The sequence below is a fragment of the Aeromonas rivuli genome (assembly GCF_000820045.1).
In the GTDB taxonomy this organism is placed as follows: Bacteria; Pseudomonadota; Gammaproteobacteria; order Enterobacterales; family Aeromonadaceae; genus Aeromonas; species Aeromonas rivuli.
In genome coordinates this window covers 36,719-53,945 of sequence record NZ_CDBJ01000022.1, presented here as the reverse complement: position 1 = coordinate 53,945, position 17,227 = coordinate 36,719, and the positions used below count along the sequence as shown (strand labels likewise).

The 17,227-nt window shown below is 56.0% G+C and carries 13 protein-coding genes, 2 tRNA genes, 2 pseudogenes and 1 other annotated feature; of the genes and pseudogenes, 6 read left to right on the top strand and 11 right to left on the bottom strand.

Annotation, left to right across the window (positions count from 1 at the left end; all coding sequences use genetic code 11):
* The 3 genes and pseudogenes from BN1130_RS22550 to BN1130_RS03700 form a co-directional block, all read left to right on the top strand.
* A pseudogene (locus BN1130_RS22550) lies at positions 1-218 on the top strand (BCCT family transporter); the annotation flags it as partial.
* A gap of 380 nt (positions 219-598) precedes the next feature.
* Positions 599-2,041: a hypothetical protein gene (locus tag BN1130_RS22090; RefSeq protein ID WP_157013883.1), complete on the top strand. Its 1,443-nt coding sequence runs from the start codon at positions 599-601 to the stop codon at positions 2,039-2,041.
* Between the two features lie 47 nt (positions 2,042-2,088).
* Positions 2,089-3,225, top strand: coding sequence for a tetratricopeptide repeat protein (locus BN1130_RS03700; protein WP_157013882.1), 1,137 nt, complete (start codon positions 2,089-2,091; stop codon positions 3,223-3,225).
* 81 nt (positions 3,226-3,306) lie between these two features.
* On the opposite strand, the pseudogene BN1130_RS22085 reads toward BN1130_RS03700, so the two are convergent.
* The 7 genes and pseudogenes from BN1130_RS22085 to BN1130_RS03670 all read right to left on the bottom strand — a co-directional run.
* A pseudogene (locus tag BN1130_RS22085) lies at positions 3,307-3,480 on the bottom strand (IS481 family transposase); the annotation flags it as partial.
* A 46-nt stretch (positions 3,481-3,526) separates the two neighbouring features.
* Entirely contained in the window at positions 3,527-5,101 is a 1,575-nt protein-coding gene (locus BN1130_RS03695; RefSeq protein WP_042040399.1) for an ATP-binding cassette domain-containing protein, read from the bottom strand.
* A gap of 363 nt (positions 5,102-5,464) precedes the next feature.
* Complete coding sequence (locus BN1130_RS03690; protein ID WP_042040397.1) at positions 5,465-5,866, bottom strand: YybH family protein; 402 nt, start codon at positions 5,864-5,866, stop codon at positions 5,465-5,467.
* Positions 5,867-5,983: 117 nt separating this feature from the next.
* Positions 5,984-7,258 carry a threonine synthase gene (gene thrC / locus BN1130_RS03685; RefSeq protein ID WP_042040396.1) on the bottom strand — a complete coding sequence of 425 codons (1,275 nt, stop codon included), beginning with the start codon at positions 7,256-7,258 and terminating at the stop codon, positions 5,984-5,986.
* Positions 7,255-8,223: a homoserine kinase gene (gene thrB / locus BN1130_RS03680; RefSeq protein WP_157013884.1), complete on the bottom strand. Its 969-nt coding sequence runs from the start codon at positions 8,221-8,223 to the stop codon at positions 7,255-7,257. The genes thrC and thrB overlap by 4 nt, the downstream gene beginning before the upstream one ends.
* Positions 8,224-8,263: 40 nt before the next feature.
* Positions 8,264-10,756: a bifunctional aspartate kinase/homoserine dehydrogenase I gene (gene thrA / locus BN1130_RS03675; RefSeq protein ID WP_042040394.1), complete on the bottom strand. Its 2,493-nt coding sequence runs from the start codon at positions 10,754-10,756 to the stop codon at positions 8,264-8,266.
* A gap of 25 nt (positions 10,757-10,781) precedes the next feature.
* Positions 10,782-10,916 (bottom strand) — a sequence feature (Thr leader region).
* 67 nt (positions 10,917-10,983) lie between these two features.
* On the bottom strand, positions 10,984-11,676 hold the full coding sequence (locus BN1130_RS03670) for a tRNA/rRNA methyltransferase (protein WP_042040393.1): 693 nt from the start codon (positions 11,674-11,676) through the stop codon (positions 10,984-10,986).
* 155 nt (positions 11,677-11,831) lie between these two features.
* On the opposite strand from BN1130_RS03670, the gene aceK reads away from it, so the two are divergent.
* Positions 11,832-13,607 (top strand): bifunctional isocitrate dehydrogenase kinase/phosphatase, encoded by a 1,776-nt coding sequence (gene aceK / locus BN1130_RS03665; RefSeq protein ID WP_042040392.1) that lies wholly within the window; start codon positions 11,832-11,834, stop codon positions 13,605-13,607.
* 137 nt (positions 13,608-13,744) lie between these two features.
* Here aceK and BN1130_RS03660 read toward each other — a convergent pair whose 3' ends face one another.
* Complete coding sequence (locus tag BN1130_RS03660) at positions 13,745-14,140, bottom strand: META domain-containing protein (protein WP_042040391.1); 396 nt, start codon at positions 14,138-14,140, stop codon at positions 13,745-13,747.
* A gap of 156 nt (positions 14,141-14,296) precedes the next feature.
* Between BN1130_RS03660 and BN1130_RS03655 the strand changes: the two genes are divergently transcribed.
* Positions 14,297-14,779, top strand: coding sequence for a hypothetical protein (locus BN1130_RS03655; protein WP_042040390.1), 483 nt, complete (start codon positions 14,297-14,299; stop codon positions 14,777-14,779).
* A 3-nt stretch (positions 14,780-14,782) separates the two neighbouring features.
* Here BN1130_RS03655 and BN1130_RS03650 read toward each other — a convergent pair whose 3' ends face one another.
* Positions 14,783-15,262, bottom strand: a complete 480-nt coding sequence (locus BN1130_RS03650; protein ID WP_042040389.1) for a putative 4-hydroxy-4-methyl-2-oxoglutarate aldolase — start codon at positions 15,260-15,262, stop codon at positions 14,783-14,785.
* Between the two features lie 775 nt (positions 15,263-16,037).
* On the opposite strand from BN1130_RS03650, the gene arcA reads away from it, so the two are divergent.
* Positions 16,038-16,757, top strand: a complete 720-nt coding sequence (arcA, locus tag BN1130_RS03645) for a two-component system response regulator ArcA (protein ID WP_042040388.1) — start codon at positions 16,038-16,040, stop codon at positions 16,755-16,757.
* Positions 16,758-16,939: 182 nt separating this feature from the next.
* On the opposite strand, the gene BN1130_RS03640 is transcribed toward arcA, so the two are convergent.
* Together BN1130_RS03640 and BN1130_RS03635 are read right to left on the bottom strand one after the other, a co-directional pair.
* Positions 16,940-17,014, bottom strand: a tRNA-Gly gene (locus tag BN1130_RS03640).
* 94 nt (positions 17,015-17,108) lie between these two features.
* Positions 17,109-17,182 (bottom strand) — tRNA-Gly (locus BN1130_RS03635).
* Between the last annotated feature and the right edge of the window lie 45 nt (positions 17,183-17,227).

The following is a 17,227-nucleotide window of genomic DNA, read 5'->3' as shown; positions in this document are numbered from 1 at the left end:
AAGCGACCCACAACCACGACCCCGACGCCCGCATCTTCGAGCCCATCACCTTCTTTGCCGATGGCCGTGCCGGTTACGACATTCAGTACCTGACCCGGGACGAGCTGAGCGCCGATGTGCTACGCCAGTACGAGCGCTATCTGATGCTGAGTCAGGACGAAGGACAGGATCTGCTGAGCGGCGCCCCCGAGCACACCCAGCCCGAAGCCGGGGCCTGATGGCCCCGCTGACGCTGGCGGGCAAACAGGCAACACCTTGAGCCCGCCAGATTCGCCGAGCAGGGGCCCAACCCGAGCAATAAAAATCCCCATCACGGGGGATTTTTATTGGCGGTCGCTGGCAATTCAACGACCATCTCTCTTCGCCCTGACGCGAGCCACGCCCGCTCAGCGGGATGCCACTTTGACGCCTCCATTCAGTCGCTCCACCCCCTCAACGAACGATCGAGATAACAGCCCACCGTCGGCCCTGCATCCAAATTCGTATGGCCCCGCGAGCTATCTGCTCAAGCACCATCCAACTTAGGCGCCAATTGGTGAGCTGGCGCAAGAAACGCAGATCTTCCTGATGGTTGCGTCACTTTCTGACTGGTTTGCGTATGAGCCTTGAGGATATGCTTGTCGTTCGGCGCCCACAGCACCATCCGGACCCCACCTGCTGGTTAATTGAGCACATTGGAAGCTGTAATCCAGGGGCGGTAGCGTGGGGTTTGGCTAGCGATCCAGCTTATAGCGTTGAATTGAATATCATAAAGCCTAACATTAAAGATTATTTATCAAGGATAAGTATGAAAACTATCTATTTAAAAGAAAAAGACCTAGCCAATAGGATGCAGCTTACAGATAGATTTATTTCTCTAACTAATATCCTCCGATCTATTCTCCAAACAGTTTCAATTGCCACATTAGAATTAGCTAAAAATGAAACAAGTACAGATGAACTTGATCTTTCAGGAATTGTGGATAGGTTCCGCAGGCCTGCCGATGGAATGCCTGTTGATATAATCGATAAACTAACACCCCATTTACGCTCTCATTTTGAAAAGCGATTATTTAGTGGATGGTATGAAAGAAACAACTCTGGGTTGGAAAAGCCACTTTCTATCCTGCTGCAAGAGTGGGTAACCTTCAGAAACAATAAGCCAGGGCATGGAGTTCTTGATATATTTTCCATGTCAAATTGGGTCGATAGAATAGAGTTATTAATTGACCAATGCTTGGCTGTATTTTCAACTGCAATACCTATTTTTGATAATAAAACTCTGCTAATTGAAATTCCATCAGGTAAATTAAAAATAGATTTTCCACTAATATACCAAGGAAAAGCTATCGTAATAACTAGCATCACGCAGAGACAAGGAAACTGGAAGTTAAAACTACAGCCTCTAGATTACAATTATTCCGATGAAAAAACAGTTTCTCTTTCTGAGGAAAATATATTTAACAGTTTAGGTGACTATAACAACAACGAAAGCTATAAGATAATTGAGGTAAATTGTTGTGGAAAAGAATACATTGTCGAACATAATGTACCTATCAGACAAACTGAAACTTTTGAAGGACGACACAAAGAGGTAGATGAATTTGTAGATTGGTTCAATGATGATGACTCTAGAAGATGTTTAGTCTATGGTGATGGGGGGTATGGGAAAACCACCCTAGTTTTAGAGGCAGTAAATAGGTTACTGGAAGGTGACTTGAATATTATTAAGAATTTTCCATCTCTGATATGTTTTTATACTGCGAAGATGACCCGATGGACTGAGGATGGTTTAGAACGATTTAGCTCAATACAGCCAGTCATGGATGAATGTATAAGAGAAATCATAAAGTTTTACGCACCGACTTTAGATAAGCAATGGTATACAATCAACGGAATCAGCTTAATTGATAAAACAGTTCAATACCTTGTGGAGAAAAAAATTTCCAGAGATGATGTTCTTCTTATCATTGATAACTCAGAAACATTAAGTGACAGCCCACAGAAAAATGCTGAACTGGCTGAATTTTTAAAACAAGCAGGTAAAAAATTGGTCGATTAGTTATTACCTCTAGACGACAAGAAAGTATTGAGGCTGAACATATATTAGTGGAAGGTCTCAATGAAGATGACTCAATTAAGCTTCTAAGAAGATTGGCAGAACTTTATAATGCCCAGCCGATCCTTCAGGCTGGAGACAAAAAGTTACTTGCTACAGCAAACAAATTAATGAACAAGCCACTTTTGTTAGAAGCATTAGTTGTTTATATATCACGAAGCAATATGTCTATTGACTCTGCTGTAGAGAATTTGTTCAAAAAATCTAATGAAGACCTTCTCGAGTTTTTGTATGAGGATGCTTGGGACAGACTAAGCGAAATTCGTAAAGAGCTTTTTTACATAATCGTCTCTATTACTAGTCCATTAAATAGCACAGCAATTAGTAGAGCATGCCAGTTAGTTGAAATTCCTCATACGGTATTCTTGGATAGTTTAAAAGAAACTCATTTTGCTTCAATTCTAGATTATGGTAGCCATTATGAAATGGAATTGGTTGAACTCTCTAAGAGGTTTTTCGAAAAAAAGCTATCAGAACTTAATGGCGATATAAAGCTACGCATTATAGAATATGCAAACAATGTTGACAAGTATGTTGGCGAAAGAGTGAAAATAGAGCAAGAATATAAAGAAGACAGAGTCTCCGAAGCTTTTAGAAGTGAATTTAGTAAAGTAGCAAAGGTAGCCGTCAACAACAACGACTTCCCTAAGGCAATTGAATATTATGACTTGGCAATTGAGGATGATCCTTTTAACTCAGCATTACATGATCGTTACTCATGGTTTTTAGCAAATAAAATTAATGACTTACCTAAAGCTCTACAGCTTGCACTAAAAGCCGTAGAATTAAATAATAAAAACTGTGATGCATTGGTAAACGTTGCTTTAATATATTACAGACAAGACAATACAATAAAAGGCGATCATTATATTGATATGGCAGAGTCTCTAGGGAGAGCAAGATCATTTTGCAATTTAAGAAAGGCTATCGCTCGTTACCATTATACATTTAAAGAAATCAATAGAAATGAAAAGTTACAATTTCTTGATATGGCAGATAAATATTTGAGAATTGCAGATAGAAGTTTCGCCCCTCAAATCCCCTATGCGGCCAAAACGAAGCGATCTATAGATAAATTCAAGCAGTTAATATTGAAAAGAAAAAATGCAATAAAATTTCATGAGTGATTTAGATAGCCTGTACAGATCTAGTTATCACCTGACACCGGCCTCAAACCGGTGTCTTGTTTACGCTACGTTATCGCGTACTTACTTCGGTATCATTTTCAGTCCCTTCTTGAACATGCTGTAGGGCGTCTGCCCTTCCATCATTCGGCCCTGATGAGGCCGCTTGGTGTTGTACTGCTCCAGATAGCTATCCAGGTCTGTCTGCATCTGCTCCACCGACTCATACCAGGTCGTCCTCCCCTTGATACGGAAGTACAATCTGGGACACCCACCTTTCTGAGCCAGCCATTACTCGGCTGGCTCATGTTTTATCCCCCTCCAACCAATACTCCCGCCCAATTCCGACCCCGGCCACAAACTCGGGATCGTGGGAGACAAGCAGCAATGTGCCCGGATAATCGGCCAGCACCTGAGTGAGCAGCTGGCGAGAGGCGTTATCCAGGTGACTGTCCGGCTCATCGAGGAGCAGCAGCTCAGGTTGCTGTGCCAATACCATCAAGAGGCCCAGCTTCAGCCGCTCACCACCGCTCAACTGGTGGGTCGGTTGCAGGGCGCGCTCCCCGCGAAGGGCTATGCCCGCCAGCCGTGTTCTCGCATCGCTTTCGGCCAGCCCTGGCGCCACTGCCAACAGGTTGGCCAGTGGGCTGAGATCCCGCGCAATCAGGCTCAAGCCCTGATCCAGACAAGCCAGGGGGCCAGTTAGCCTGAAAGCACCCGACTCGGGGGCCAGCTCCCCGCGCAGCATCTTGAGCAGACTGGATTTACCCGCCCCATTGCGGCCACTGAGCAGACAGCGATCCCCCCGCTGCAGCACCAGGCTGACCCGCTGATGATGCCAGCGAGGATGGCTGGCGGTCATGATCACCAGGGGCTGGGCACTGCCCTGTTTGCTAGGATCGCCCCTCCCCTGCCACTGCATGCGCAGGGGCTGTACCGCCGCCAATGCGGCGGCCGCATCCTCCTTAAGCCCCAGTTGCTGCTGATGACCGCGCTCATGGCGATCCAGCGCCTTGCCGAGGGATTTCCCCGCCTGATCCTTGTTGAAATCCAGCAGGATTTTGGCCTGAGAGCCGCGATCCCGGCGGCCCTGACTGGCGCGCTGCGCAGCTTGTTCGCGCACCCTCTGCAGCGCCAGGGCGGCCGCCTTCTCATTGCGTACAGCCTGGGCCAGCCGGGCGGTGCGGGCAGCCTGTTCCTGAGCCTGCTGTTGCAAGAAGGCCTGAAACGAGAGTTGGGCGCTTTGCAGCCCCTGCTCGCTTAACTCAAGCAGTTGCTTGGCCTGATTGAGCAAGCGCCGGTCGTGGCTCACCAGCAGGTAGCCGCCGCTATGGTTGGCCAGTCGCCGCGCCAGCCACGCTATCCCCTCGCCATCGAGATGATTGTCCGGCTCATCCAGCAACAGGAAGTGTTCGGGCTCGGCAAAGAGTGCCAGCAGCCTTAGTCGGGTGAGCTGGCCGCCGCTCAACTGATTGAGAGGCTGCTTGGCATCGACCCTGAGCCCCGCCTCGGCCAAGAGGGCGGCGAGATCGTCTCGCAATGTCCAGCGATCGGCCAGCAGGTCGAAGTCCCGGCTGTCGATACTGCCCTGCTCGATGCGCCCAAGCGCCCCCAGAGCCTCCCCCCAACCAATGAAGTCAGCCACAGAGCTGTCGCTCGCGGGGACAAACTGGGGTAGCCAGGCGACGGTCTGGGCCCACTCTATCTTGCCCGAAGCTGGGGCACGCTGGCCCGCCAGCAGTTCCAGCAGCAGACTCTTGCCTATGCCATTACGACCTATCAGGGCGCAGGGTGCCCGTGGCAGGGAAAACGTGAGGGGCGCAATGCCTGGCAGATAAGGCAGTTGCAACTGTTTGATATGACATGAGAGTTGGGTCATCTGAACTCCTGAGGCCGCGCTGGAGCAACGAGCCGAGAGTGAAGCCAAATGACAGGGACGCAGCGCCTGCAAACGAGAAATGCAATGAGGGATCAACATCAACCTGTCACGGTAAAGACGCACCCGGCCTCAATGAAGAGGGGCAGAAAACTGGAGGGTGCGGACAGGTTAAATGCGCATCGGAGGAAGTACTCTTGGGATCAGAAGAGCGGTAACGGTAACTAAATGCCCCAACAAGATCAACCCGTGCGCCACGGCGACTCGCCTGGAGAGCGAGCCGGAGCCCCCGATCCAAGGGCTATCAGCTGTGGGCTCGAACGAGCCAAGGAACCAGCCAGCTGTGGCGACGTTGAGCCGCTGGGGTCATGGGACTGCCACCAACAGCGCAGTGCCATAGGAGTTGTCGATTGTGCAGCGCCACTGCCCATCGGCCTCCTTGCGAAATACATAGGTGGCACGCCGGTTCTCGTCGATCCAGCTACCATGCCCGTCGGGATAACGCAGCCGGGTCTCCATGATCACCAGGGCATTGTCGGCCCCCTCAATCACCTCCATGGCTCCTTGAGTGACCTCAAGCCGGCCGTCAAAGTAATCGGAGATGGCCGCGAAGGCGCGGCGGATGGCGGGAATGCCGAGCACCACCATGCTGGGCTTGACCACCAGGGCGGCGTCCTCGGCATAGAAGGCCATCAGGGCGTCGAAGTCGCGCCGGGAGATGGCGGCGTCACAGGTCTCGATCAATGTGCGAAGGGGATGCTGACTCATACTCTGCTCCTTTGTTTCAGGGTGATCATCCAGGGCTGGATTCCCCGCCCTATGCCGGAAATAAAAAATCCCCCGCTCTTTGCAAAAAAGCGGGGGATTTTCATTTTTCATGGGTGCTTAACCGAGCAGGAAGGCCTTGAGACGGCCAAAGTCTGCGGGCAGGTTGTGGGAGAGCAGCGGCAGGGCGGCATGCTTGGCAAGCGGGGCTGGCAATGGCACATCCAGCCCCAGGATCTCGTCCACCGACTCCTTGAACTTGGCGGGATGGGCGGTGCAGAGGAAGACCCCCACTTCATCCTCTGCGAGCTGCTCGCCCAGCAGATCCCACGCAATAGCGCCATGGGGCTCGCACAGGTAATCGAGCTGGTGCAGGCGTTTAAGGGCATCGCGAGTCTGGGCATCGCTGCGCATGCCAGAGCCCAAGGTCTCCAGCGCCCAGCCTTCCCGGCGGCACAACTCTTCCACTCGCGGCCAGTTGTTGGGGCGGCTCACGTCCATGGCGTTGGAGAGGGTCGCGACCGTCTGGTGCGGCTCCCACTGACCGGTTTTCAGGTAGCGCGGCACTGTGTCGTTGGCGTTGGTGGCGGCGATAAAGCGCTTCACCGGCAGCCCCAGCGCCTTGGCAATCAGGCCCGCGGTAAGGTTGCCAAAGTTGCCGGACGGCACGCTGATCACCGCCTTATGGCGCTCGGATCGCGGCAACTGGGCCAGGGCTTCGAAGTAGTAGCACACTTGCGCCAGCAAGCGGCTGATGTTGATGGAGTTGGCGGAGTTCAGGCCAATCGCCTGTTTCAACGCCTCGTCATCGAAGGCATCCTTGACCAGCGCCTGACAGGCATCGAAGTCGCCGTCGATGGCGATGGTGCGGATGTTGCCGCCTAGGGTGCAGAACAGCGCCTCCTGCAGGGGGCTTATCTTGCCCTTGGGGTAGAGAATGACCACTTCGATCCCCTCCAGACCATAGAAGGCATGGGCCACGGCGGCGCCGGTGTCGCCGGAGGTGGCGGTGAGTATGGTGATCTTGTCGTTGGTTCTGAAAGTCGCCAGACACTGGGCCATAAAGCGGCCGCCAAAATCCTTGAACGCCAGGGTCGGGCCGTGGAACAGCTCGAGGGCATAGGTGCCATCTTTGAGCTTCACCAGGGGCGCCGGGAAGGTGAAGGCGGCGTCGATAAGCTCGCTCACCTTGGAGGCGGGCACCTCGTCACCCAGCAGGTGGCTGATGATGCGAGCGGAGCGCTCGGCCAGCGGCAGCGCCAGCAGGGCATCCACGTCAGTCAGGGGTACGATGGCTTCGGGGAAGAAGAGCCCCTGCTCGCGACCCAGCCCCTGGCGCACCGCCTGGGCGAAGCTGACCTGTTCACTCTTGTCCTTGATATTGTAAAGATTCATAGCTCGCTTCCTGTTACCCGTGCCCCGGCCATGTCCAGTTTGCAGACCCGGGCAAATCCATCTTCGTTCTGCACAAAATGTGCGTCCATCCAATCCTTCATGCGCTCGGCCTGGGCCAGATCCTTCATCACCACGAAGACGCTGGGGCCTGAGCCCGAGATGCCGGTGGCGAGCGCCCCGTTCTGGGCCGCCTGGGCCCGCACCTCGTTGAAACCTTCGATGAGGGCCGCGCGGTAAGGCTCGGCAATCACGTCTTTGAGCACGCTGGCCGCCAATCCCTCCTGACCTGTGTAGCTGGCGTGGACGAAGGCGGCCAGGCGACGGCCATAGGTGAGGCAATCCTGACGGCGATACTGGGCCGGCAGTATGGCGCGGGCGGCGGCGGTGGAAACCACAGTGCCCGGGTAGCAGACCACCCAGTACCACTGCTCGAACACAGGAATGCCCTGGCTGATGACGCCGTGCTCTTCGAGCACCAGCTGCATGCCGCCGAGATAGCAGGGGGCGACGTTGTCGTAGTGGACCGAGCCGGAAATCTTGCCTTCCATCTCCCCCATCAACAGCAGCATGGCGTGTTCATCGAGGGGCGCGCCGTGGAAGGCGTTGAGTCCCTCAAGCGCCGCCACCACGCTGCAGGCGCTCGATCCCAGACCGGAGCCCACCGGCAGGTTCTTCTCCAGCACCATCGCCAGCGGCTTGAGGGTCAGGCCGCGTTTCTCCAGGGCCTCCCCATAGGCAAGCCAGCAGTCATAGAGGATGTTCTTCTTGGGATCGTCCGGCAACTTGTGGGCGTAGCGGCCCACGGAGGAGAGGGCGAACGCCACATCGGCAGCCTTTACCTGGACGCGATCCCCGAGCAGGGAGCCATCCACGGGGGCGAGCGCCGCCCCCAGGACATCGAATCCCACGCTCAGGTTGGCGCTGGAGGCCGGGGCATAGGCGACCACGCTGCCGCCCTGCACCATGGCATCTTGTTCAAAATCGGGGTTCATCGCTGAACTCATGTTACAGCTCCTGCTTCCAGTTCTGGGTGCGCAACACGTCGGCGAAGACACCGGCGGCGGTCACTTCGGTACCGGCGCCATAGCCGCGCAGCACCAGGGGGATGGGCTGGTAATAGGTAGAGAAGAAGGCCAGGGCGTTCTCCCCGTCTTTCACCTTGAACAGCGGCTCGTCGGCACCGACCGCCTTGATGGCGACCTTGCACTGCCCCTCTTCGATGGAGCCCACGTAGCGCAGCACCTTGCCCTCGCTCTGAGCCAGGGCGAACTGATCGCGGAACCAGCCATCGGCCTCGGGCAGACGGGCCATAAAGGACTCCACATCGCCGCTCACATCGAAACCGGGTGGCAGGGCCTGTTCGACCTCGACATCGGCAAGCTCCAGTGCCATGCCGGCCTCGCGGGCCAGGATCAAGAGCTTGCGGGCGACATCCATGCCGTTGAGATCATCGCGGGGATCCGGCTCGGTGAAGCCGTTGCCACGGGCTATCTTGGTGGCCTCGCTAAAGCTCATGCCCTCGTCCAGCTTGCCGAAGATGAAGGAGAGCGACCCGGACAGGACGCCGTCGAAGGCGCGCAACTTGTCACCGGCCTTGATGAGGTTCTGCAGGTTCTCGATGACCGGCAGGCCCGCGCCCACGTTGGTCTCATAGAGGAACTTGCGGCGGGTCTGGCGAGCGGTGCGGCGCAGCGCCTTGTAGTAATCCAGCGACCCAGTGTTGGCCTTCTTGTTCGGGGTCACCACGTGGAAACCGGCAGCCAGGAAGTCAGCATACTGGACGGCGACCGCCTCGCTCGAGGTGCAATCGACGATCACCGGGTTGATGAGGTGGCTCTCTTCCACCAGCTTCTTCACCGCTTCCAGGCTGAAGCTGTCACGGGCTTCCACCAGCTGTTCACGCCAGTTGGCGAGACTCAGGCCATCCTTGTTGACCGCCATCTGGCGGCTGTTGGCGATGCCGACCACCCGCAGGCCGGTGCCCTGCTCGGCGAGCACCGGCTGCTGGCGGGCAATCTGATCCACCAGGGCCGCACCGACGCCGCCCACACCGACCACGAAGAGATCGATGAACTGCTGGCTGCCGAAGAAGTTCTGGTGGCACGCCTTGATGGCTTCCGCCACCTTGCGATCCCGCACCACCGCCGAGATGGAGCGCTCGCTCGAGCCTTGGGCGATGGCGACGATATTGATGGAGGCCTGGGCCAGGGAGGTGAAGAAGCGCGCCGCCATCCCCTTGCTGGTGCGCATGCCATCCCCGATGAGGGAGATGATGGCGAGTTCGCGCACTATCTCCAACGGCTCAAGCAGCTGGTTCTTGAACTCCAGTTCGAATTCACGCTCCAGCACCTTGCGGGTCTTGTCCAGATCGTAACTGTGGATACAGAAGCTGACGCTGTACTCGGAGGATGACTGGGTAATCAGCACTATGCTGACCCCGGCGCGGGAGACGGCGGAGAAGATGCGACCAGCCATGCCGACCATGCCCTTCATGCCGGGGCCGGAGACGTTGACCATACACATGCCGGAGAGATCCGAGATGGCTTTTACCTTCAGGTCATCATCCCCCTGCTCGGCACCGATCAGGGTGCCCGGCCCTTGCGGGTTGAAGCTGTTCTTGATGAGGCAGGGAATGTGGAACTGGGCCACGGGGGCGATGGTTTTCGGGTGCAGCACCTTGGCGCCGAAGTACGAGAGCTCCATCGCCTCTTTATAGGAGAGGGTTTTGAGCAGGTAGGCATCCGGCACCAGGCGCGGGTCGCAGTTGTAGCAACCTTCCACGTCTGTCCAGATCTCGCAGCACTCGGCGTCCACGCAGGCGGCCAAGACGGCGGCGGAGTAATCCGAACCGTTGCGGCCCAGCAGCACAGTCTCGCCCTTGTCGCTGCCACCGGTGAAGCCCGGCATCAGGTAGAGGCATGACGCTTTTCCAGAGGGGCCCTGCCCCTCTACAACCGGGCGAAGCCCCTTGGCGGCGAAACGCACCCGGGAAGCTTCGATGTCGACATGGGCCTCAAGATGGCCGCCATCGGTCACCAGCATCTGCTCGGGCACTATCACGTCCAGCTCGAGGCCGCGCACCCGCAGCAGCTCATGCATGAAGGCGATGGAGAGATTCTCCCCCCGGCTCAGGATGTGAGCCTGAACATTGTCCGGGCACTGACCCAGCAGGCGGATGCCCTGCATCAGGCGCTCGACCTGATCCAGTTCGGCCGTGAGCCGGGCCTGCAATGCTTTCTCATCGAGGGCCGGATAGGCCGCCTTGAGACCCGCCAACAGACGGGAGAAGATGCCGTTTATCTCAAACAGGGTGGGGCTGGCATCCATGCCACGGCTGGTCTGTTCGACCAGCGCCACCAGGTGATTGGTCACCTTGGCCGGTGCTGACAACACCAGGGCCACCTGGGACTGGCCATGGGTGTTGACCGCAATATCGGCAACCCGTAAAAAACGCTCTGCATCGGCCAGTGACGACCCGCCAAACTTCAACACTCTCATCGCTTTCTCTCCCTGTAAACTGCGCAACAAAAAGGCCCGTACTGGGTGGGTACGGGCCTTTTTCTGATTTCTGTGCTTGTTCGTCAGCGCATCAACCGGCCCCAGTGCCACCTGTGGTGGTACCGGTAATAATGGTGGTGGTGATGACGTTGATGATTAACTGCATGACGAACACTCTGCTACGAGACTGGCCTCTAGCAATACCCTGCACGGCGGACGCTGTCAACTCAAAGCAACTTGCCAAGCCGCCTCATCAGGTCTTTACAGAGCAGATGCAGCATATTCAGATCCCGCTGTGGCAGCATAGGTACTCGGTCCATTACCCATTGATGCAGTTTTTCATCCTGCGAAACCCCGACTTCAGCAAGAATTTCTGCTGTTTTACTTTTTAGCACTCGAACTTGCCCACTGTTGTCCGAATTTTCGTCTACTGCGGTCGACTCATCGAGCAGCGGACTCAGTTCATAGGCATACAGCATGATCGCCTGCCCCAGATTCAAGGAGGGGTAACTCACCTTGAGGGGCAGGTAACTGAGCAGGTCGGCATGGGCCAGCTGTTCGTTGGAGAGACCCGACTCCTCGCAGCCAAACAGGATGGCCACTTTCCCAAGGGAAGGCTTGGCGCGGATCTGATCACGAATTTCCCCCGGGGTGAGGTAGTGCTGATAACGGCCACGCTGGCGGGCCGTGGTGGCGATCACCAGATCCATGTCGGCCAAGGCGTCTGGCAAGGTATCAAACGACTCGGCATTGGCCAGTATCTCCTGCGCCCCATGGGCCACCCAGCTCGCCTCATCCTCTTGGTGAACCCGGCTCGCCACGACCCGCATGGCGTCAAACCCCATGGTCTTCATGGCGCGGGCGGCGGCCCCGACATTCTGTGGGCGGGCTGGCGCCATCAGGACAAAATAGAGCTTCATGGATTATTCCTCGCGGGCAGGCTGCAAAGGGGCGAAATCTACCGCTTATCCCCGCAAAATGCCACTTGAACAGATGTTTGAATGTTGCGATAGTGGCCAGAAATATCGGCGAAATAATGGCCAGAAGAGGCCAGGTAACCACAAGGAAGGTGGCGATGGACAAGGCACTGGGACAGGCAGTCGCAGAGACTATTTTGCAGCGGTTCGAGTCATTTTATAGCCGCTTTCTCGACATCACCCAAGGCAGCAAGAGCCGATTCGAGCATGGCGACTGGCTCGGGGTGCAACTCGCCGGGCGTGAGCGGATCCGCCTCTACGACCACCATGTGGGCGCGACCACGGCGCTCATCCGTACCATGATGGGGGAGCAGGTTGCGACCCAGGACCTGCTCAAGCGCGTCAAGAGCGCCTTTAGCGATCTGCTGCCGGGTTGTGCCAACTTCGAGGTGGCCGAGTCCTTCTTCAACTCCGTCTACCGGCGCATCTTCCGCCATCGCAACATCCGCGACGAGAACCTCTATATCCACCCATTTCGCAGCCGGGGTGAACACCCTGACTTGTCGGCCCAACTGCGTATCTATCCCGGCAGCCTGGCAGAGCTGCCCCACTCCTTGCGTCAACTGTTTGCCGACTACCCCTTCACCTTGCCCTATGAGGACAAGGAGCGCGACATTGCGCACATTTGCCGCCACTTGGCCCAGAGCGGCCCGGCGGTGCTGCGCACAGCACCCTTCACCCTGGAACTGCTGCGCGAGGTGTTCTATCGCAACAAGGGCGCCTACCTGGTAGGACTTGTTCGCTGCCAGGATCGGGTCTATCCCTTCATCCTGCCGCTGCTGAGCACGGGGCAGCACATCTATGTGGATACCCTCATCTTCGAGCCCGAGCTTGCCTCCATCGTGTTTGGCTTCGCCCGCGCCTATTTCATGGTCTATGCCCCCGAGCCTGCGCTCATTGTTGCCTTCTTGCGGCAGATACTGCCCCACAAACCCGACTACGAACTCTACAACGCTATCGGTTGCCAGAAGCACGGCAAGACGGAGTTCTACCGTCACTATCGCCAACACATGGCCATGAGCCGGGATCAGTTCGTCATCGCCCCCGGCATCAAGGGCATGGTGATGAGCGTGTTCACCCTCCCCTCCTATGACGTGGTGTTCAAAGTAATAAAAGATGAGTTCACCCCCCCCAAAGACGTGAGCCATGAACAGGTGAAGGCAAAATACCGGCTGGTCAAACAGCACGACCGGGTGGGCCGCATGGCCGATACCCAGGAGTTCACCAACTTCGAGTTTCCCCTGGACCGCATCTCTCCCGAGTTGCTGGACGAGCTGCAACGGGTCGCCCCCTCGGCGCTGACCCTGACCTCGGACAAGCTGGTGATAAAACACCTCTATACCGAGCGCAAGATGATCCCGCTCAACCTCTATCTGGATAACGCCGACGAGCAGCAGACCCGACTGGCGCTGGAAGAGTACGGCAACGCCATCAAGCAACTGGCGGCGGCCAACATCTTCCCCGGTGACATGCTGTTCAAGAATTTTGGGGTGACTCGCCACGGCCGGGTGGTGTTCTACGACTATGACGAGATCTGTTACATGACGGAGTGCAACTTTCGCCAGATCCCGCCGCCACGCTACCCGGAAGATGAGTTGAGTGCCGAGCCCTGGTATTCGGTCGCCCCGAACGATATCTTCCCCGAAGAGTTCGCCACCTTCCTGCTGCAAAAGCGCCAGGTGCGGGAGATCATGATGCAAGTGCACAGTGAACTGTTCGATGCCAGCTACTGGCAAGGGTTGCAGGCCAATATCCAGGGGGGCAGCTTCGAAGATGTCTACCCCTATAGACGCAAGAAACGCTTTCGCTATCAACAGGGAGAGAGAGACGCACAAGCCAAGCCGCCATCTCCTGACGGGAGCAGCGTGCCATAAGTTCGAAGCGCATCCGGCTGGAAAACGAGAGGGGCGCCGCGGCGCCCCTCTCTATTGGGTCAGTTCTCTCTCAGACAGCTTGCCTCGCAGGTGCAGCCGTGTGCCGGATGCGACAACCCTTGACCCGCAACGGGTGCTTACTCGGCCAACTTGGCGTCGAACGTGAGCAGGGTTGCCTGACTGGCATCTTTCAATACCAGCTGGTTGCCGCTCACCTGATAGCTGGCGACCTGGGTCAGCTTCTGGAGGTAATCACCCTCCTTGGCCATCAGATCGCCCATGCACGCCATGCGGGTTGAACCGAGGCCAGCCAGGGTCAGCGTCTGATCATCGAGCTTGGTAATGCCACCAAAGTAGCGGTTGCAGCCGCCTTTGCCAGCCACCTTGCCCTCGACGATCTGCAGGGTGAAGGCATCGGCGCTCGCCCCTTGCAGTTGCCAGGTATTGGCCTCCAGTTGAGTCATGTTGGAGCCGGATGTCATGGCACAGCCTCCCAGGGCCAGGGCGGCCAACAGCATCAGATTCTTGTTCATGGGATCCCCTCTCGGTCATATGCAGTAAAATGAACCGCTCTGTTTACCACGATGAGCCCGCGAAGCAAAGCCTCGGAAATTTAAATGAGTCCCTTTACAGCATGCAAGCATGTGCCATGCTTGTGATCCTGTTCGGGACCCATGGAGGGGAAATGAATGGCTAACTCACTCATCTGTCTGCTGTTATCTGCCTGTAGCCTCAACTGTATCGCCGCCGACTGGGACTTCCTTGAACAGGATCCCGGCGAGGGAGAGCTCTATCTGAGAAGCTATTCAGGGGTGTTGCAGGACAAACGGGGAGATAGCCGAACCGACCCTTTCGACACCTGGCTCATCAACACCGGCTATCAGTACAACATCATGGATGATGTTGCCCTCTTCATGGAGGGGGGCCCCGCAGGCTCTGGCCGATCCGCACAGGCAGGCTTCAATCTGGCCTCAGGGCTGCGCTACCAGCTCACCCCGGCGCTCAACATTGGCAGCCAGTTAAGCCAGCTAGATATTGGCAATACAACGACTCAAGTCGAACTCAATAGCCGGCTGCTGTTGGCCCCTCAATTGGCGCTGACCGCTAACCTTGGCATCAGCCCGCTCACCGCCGAACAGTCTCTGAGCATCGGCATGGGCTTTCACTTCTGACACTCAGATCAGCCGACTGGCACTGATCACGACGCCATTGAGATCTGCATAGACGAAATCCCCCGGCGCTATGGTCACCCCGGCAAAGCTCAACACAACTCCCTCCTCTCCAGCCCCCAACTTTTGCGTCTTGACGGGACAGGCCGCCAGCGCCTTGACGCCAAGGGCCAAGGTATTGAGCGTCCCCACATCACGCACAGCCCCATTGATGATGAAACCAGCCCATCCAGATCCGACCGCCTTGATGGCCAACTGATCCCCGAGCAAGGCTCGACGCACAGAGCCACCGCCATCAACCACCATGACTCGGCCATGACCGGGACGAGCCACCAGATCTCGCACCAGGCTGTTGTCTTCAAAACAGGAGAGGGTCACCGCCTCCCCATAGAAAATGGCATTGGCGCCAAAGTGTTGAAACATGGGGTCGGCGACCTGCAAACTGTCGCCGTGCAGGTCGCAGAGATCCGGCAAAAGATCCAGCATGATTCACTCCTCTCCTTGGATATGATGTCGCTCATTCTTTCATCAAGATAACGAGCTGACAATCCAAAATGAGTCCATCCCCTCGACCGACCCCAAGGCACAGTCCGCAAGCACCGACTCCGCGGCTTTACCTCTGTCTATAGCCGCATCGTTGGCTACACAGTCAAGGGGTCAGTGCGGGCTGGCTTGAACCGATGCCAGCCTGCACTGCGCGATGAAAAATTTGATCATTTTGGCAGGACAGAGGGAGTGTTCGGTCATCGCACTTTGAGCGCGGCGCAGTGAGCGGGATGATTGGCGATTAACCTGGCGTAACTGGACTACGCTGGCGGGACAAGGAGGGGGATCGCACGAAATTTTGTAGTTTTCCCACAAAACCATGTCAATCACATGTTACATTTAATTACATTAATAAGTGGCTAAAAAGGGGGCTGACCCCACTATTATGCTGCCAGTTCAGGGTTTGACCTACATCAAACCAGAGTTAAAAAGTTGCTATCTGACAGCAAAGACTGTTGTTATGCGCCTGTTAACTGATAAAATGCGGCAACTTTCGTAATGGACTACCTTTCCGGCTCCTCTCTCCCGCCAGGGTCGAGAGCCTTCATATGGCGCAGGGATGTTGGCCAGCATTGATACCAAATTCGCGATGACTCGATCCTGAGTTCATACCCTGGATGATGTAATAAATTTTCAGGATACGTCCTTGATGGGTCGGGTAACGCCAAAAGTGTTAAAATTTAGCTAATTAACTGATAAGAATCTGGGAAAACTCATGCAAACACCACACATTCTGATCGTCGAAGACGAGCTGGTTACCCGCAATACCCTCAAGAGCATCTTCGAAGCCGAAGGCTATGTCGTGCTGGAAGCGAACAATGGTGACGAGATGCACCAAGCGCTGACCAACCACACCATCAATCTGGTGATCATGGATATCAACCTGCCGGGCAAAAATGGCCTGCTGCTGGCTCGCGAACTCCGTGAAGATGACAACATCGCTCTGATGTTCCTGACCGGTCGCGATAATGAAGTCGACAAGATCCTGGGGCTTGAAATCGGCGCCGACGATTACATCACCAAGCCGTTCAATCCTCGTGAGCTGACCATACGCGCTCGCAACCTGCTGAGCCGCACCATGAATGTGCTGCCCGGTGGCGAGGAGAAGAAGCAAGTCGAACGTTACCTGTTCAACGGCTGGGCCCTGGATATCAACAGCCGCGCTCTGGTCAGCCCGACCGGCGACATGTTCAAGCTGCCTCGCTCAGAGTTTCGCGCCATGCTGCATTTCTGTGAGAACCCGGGCCAGATCCAGACCCGTGCCGAGTTGCTCAAGAAGATGACTGGCCGTGAGCTGAAACCCCATGATCGCACCGTGGACGTGACCATTCGCCGCATTCGCAAGCATTTCGAGAGCGTGGGCGACACCCCCGAGATCATCGCCACCATCCATGGCGAAGGTTACCGCTTCTGCGGCGAGCTCGAGCAGGAATAAGCGAGCTCGACCTCACCGCACAAATAAGGGCGCCATCAGGCGCCTTTTTGCTGGCCGCACCAGAGAAGTCGTGGCCACACCGGACATGATTAGTGCTTGGGGATGAAGGCGCGGCAACGGTTGATGGAAGAGCCACATAAGCAAAAAGCCCACTCGTGAGAGTGGGCTTTTTGCTGTGAAGCTGGAGCGGGCAGCGGGAATCGAACCCGCATCATCAGCTTGGAAGGCTGAGGTAATAGCCATTATACGATGCCCGCTTGGCATCAGAAATTACAGTGGGAGGACAACCAAACCCACCTGTTCAAGCAATTTGTTGCCTTGAGACAAATCAAGCAGCTTGCCATCGGAATATGGAGCGGGTGATGGGAATCGAACCCACGTATGCAGCTTGGGAAGCTACCGTTCTACCATTGAACTACACCCGCGTCAGGGGCTCTACTATATGCATTTTGCCGCCAAGCGCAATGGCA

What these genes read in the sequence shown, in the direction of transcription:
- BN1130_RS03695 (WP_042040399.1), bottom strand. Translation starts at nt 5,101, where the DNA reads ATGACCCAACTCTCATGTCATATCAAACAGTTGCAACTGCCTTATCTG.
- aceK (WP_042040392.1), top strand. Translation starts at nt 11,832, where the DNA reads ATGGACAAGGCACTGGGACAGGCAGTCGCAGAGACTATTTTGCAGCGG.
- thrB (WP_157013884.1), bottom strand. Translation starts at nt 8,223, where the DNA reads ATGGTGCAGGGCGGCAGCGTGGTCGCCTATGCCCCGGCCTCCAGCGCC.
- BN1130_RS03655 (WP_042040390.1), top strand. Translation starts at nt 14,297, where the DNA reads ATGGCTAACTCACTCATCTGTCTGCTGTTATCTGCCTGTAGCCTCAAC.
- BN1130_RS03690 (WP_042040397.1), bottom strand. Translation starts at nt 5,866, where the DNA reads ATGAGTCAGCATCCCCTTCGCACATTGATCGAGACCTGTGACGCCGCC.
- arcA (WP_042040388.1), top strand. Translation starts at nt 16,038, where the DNA reads ATGCAAACACCACACATTCTGATCGTCGAAGACGAGCTGGTTACCCGC.
- BN1130_RS22090 (WP_157013883.1), top strand. Translation starts at nt 599, where the DNA reads ATGAGCCTTGAGGATATGCTTGTCGTTCGGCGCCCACAGCACCATCCG.
- thrA (WP_042040394.1), bottom strand. Translation starts at nt 10,756, where the DNA reads ATGAGAGTGTTGAAGTTTGGCGGGTCGTCACTGGCCGATGCAGAGCGT.
- BN1130_RS03660 (WP_042040391.1), bottom strand. Translation starts at nt 14,140, where the DNA reads ATGAACAAGAATCTGATGCTGTTGGCCGCCCTGGCCCTGGGAGGCTGT.
- thrC (WP_042040396.1), bottom strand. Translation starts at nt 7,258, where the DNA reads ATGAATCTTTACAATATCAAGGACAAGAGTGAACAGGTCAGCTTCGCC.
- BN1130_RS03670 (WP_042040393.1), bottom strand. Translation starts at nt 11,676, where the DNA reads ATGAAGCTCTATTTTGTCCTGATGGCGCCAGCCCGCCCACAGAATGTC.
- BN1130_RS03650 (WP_042040389.1), bottom strand. Translation starts at nt 15,262, where the DNA reads ATGCTGGATCTTTTGCCGGATCTCTGCGACCTGCACGGCGACAGTTTG.